1 protein-coding gene is annotated in these 1,243 nt (G+C 72.7%); it reads right to left on the reverse strand.

Annotation, left to right across the window (positions count from 1 at the left end):
- Positions 1-57: 57 nt before the first annotated feature.
- Complete coding sequence (gene aroC / locus Q8A52_RS48850) at positions 58-1,242, reverse strand: chorismate synthase (protein WP_316765156.1); 1,185 nt, start codon at positions 1,240-1,242, stop codon at positions 58-60.
- Position 1,243 lies beyond the last annotated feature (1 nt).

Consider the following 1,243-nt stretch of genomic DNA (forward strand, 5'->3'; position numbering starts at 1 on the left):
CGACCGTGGACTTGCCCACACCCATCGGGCCGACCAGCACAACCGCGGGCACGGCGCTCACCGGATCGCCAGGTTGTCGAGGTACGAGCGGACGTTGCGGCGGGTCTCGGTCACCGAGTCACCGCCGAACTTCTCCGCCACCGCATCCGCGAGGACCAGGGCGACCATCGCCTCGGCGACAATGCCCGCGGCCGGCACCGCGGAGACGTCGGAGCGCTGGTGGTGGGCCTGGGCGGCTTCGCCCGTCGACACGTCCACGGTCTGCAGGGCGCGCGGCACGGTCGCGATCGGCTTCATCGCGGCCCGCACCCGCAGCAGCTCACCGGTGGTCAGTCCACCCTCGGTGCCGCCGGAGCGGCCGGAGACGCGCCGGATGCCCTCGGGCGTGTTGACGATCTCGTCGTGTGCCTTGGAGCCGGGCACCCGGGCCAGCTCGAAGCCGTCGCCGACCTCGACGCCCTTGATCGCCTGGATGCCCATCAGGGCACCGGCCAGCCGGGCGTCCAGCTTGCGGTCCCAGTGCACATGCGAGCCGAGGCCCACCGGAACGCCGTACGCCAGCACCTCGACCACGCCGCCCAGCGTGTCGCCGTCCTTGTGGGCCTGGTCGACCTCCGCGACCATCGCCTTCGACGCATCCGCGTCCAGGCAGCGCAGCGGGTCGGCGTCCAGCCTCTCCACGTCCGCCGGGGTGGGGTACACACCCCGCGGAGCCTTCACGGAGCACAGCTCGACGACGTGCGAGACGATCTCGATGCCCGCCGTCTCCTTCAGGTACGACCGGGCGACGGCGCCGAGCGCCACGCGGGCCGCCGTCTCGCGCGCCGAGGCACGCTCCAGGATCGGCCGGGCCTCGTCGAAGCCGTACTTCTGCATGCCCGCGAGGTCCGCGTGTCCGGGACGCGGACGGGTCAGCGGGGCGTTGCGGGCAAGCCCCGCGAGGATCTCCTGGTCCACCGGGTCGGCCGCCATGACCTGCTCCCACTTGGGCCACTCGGTGTTGCCGACCATGACCGCGACCGGGGAGCCGAGGGTGAGACCGTGCCGGACTCCGCCGAGGAAGGTGACCTCGTCCCGCTCGAACTTCATCCGCGCACCGCGCCCATAGCCGAGCCGCCGCCGCGCGAGGTGGTCGGCGACCATCTCCGTGGTGATCGGCACGCCGGCGGGAAGGCCCTCCAGCGTCGCGACAAGTGCGGGACCGTGGGACTCCCCCGCGGTCAGCCAACGCAGCCTGCTCAAC

The organism is Streptomyces herbicida, from assembly GCF_032656585.1.
GTDB classification, from domain to species: domain Bacteria; phylum Actinomycetota; class Actinomycetes; order Streptomycetales; family Streptomycetaceae; genus Streptomyces; species Streptomyces herbicida.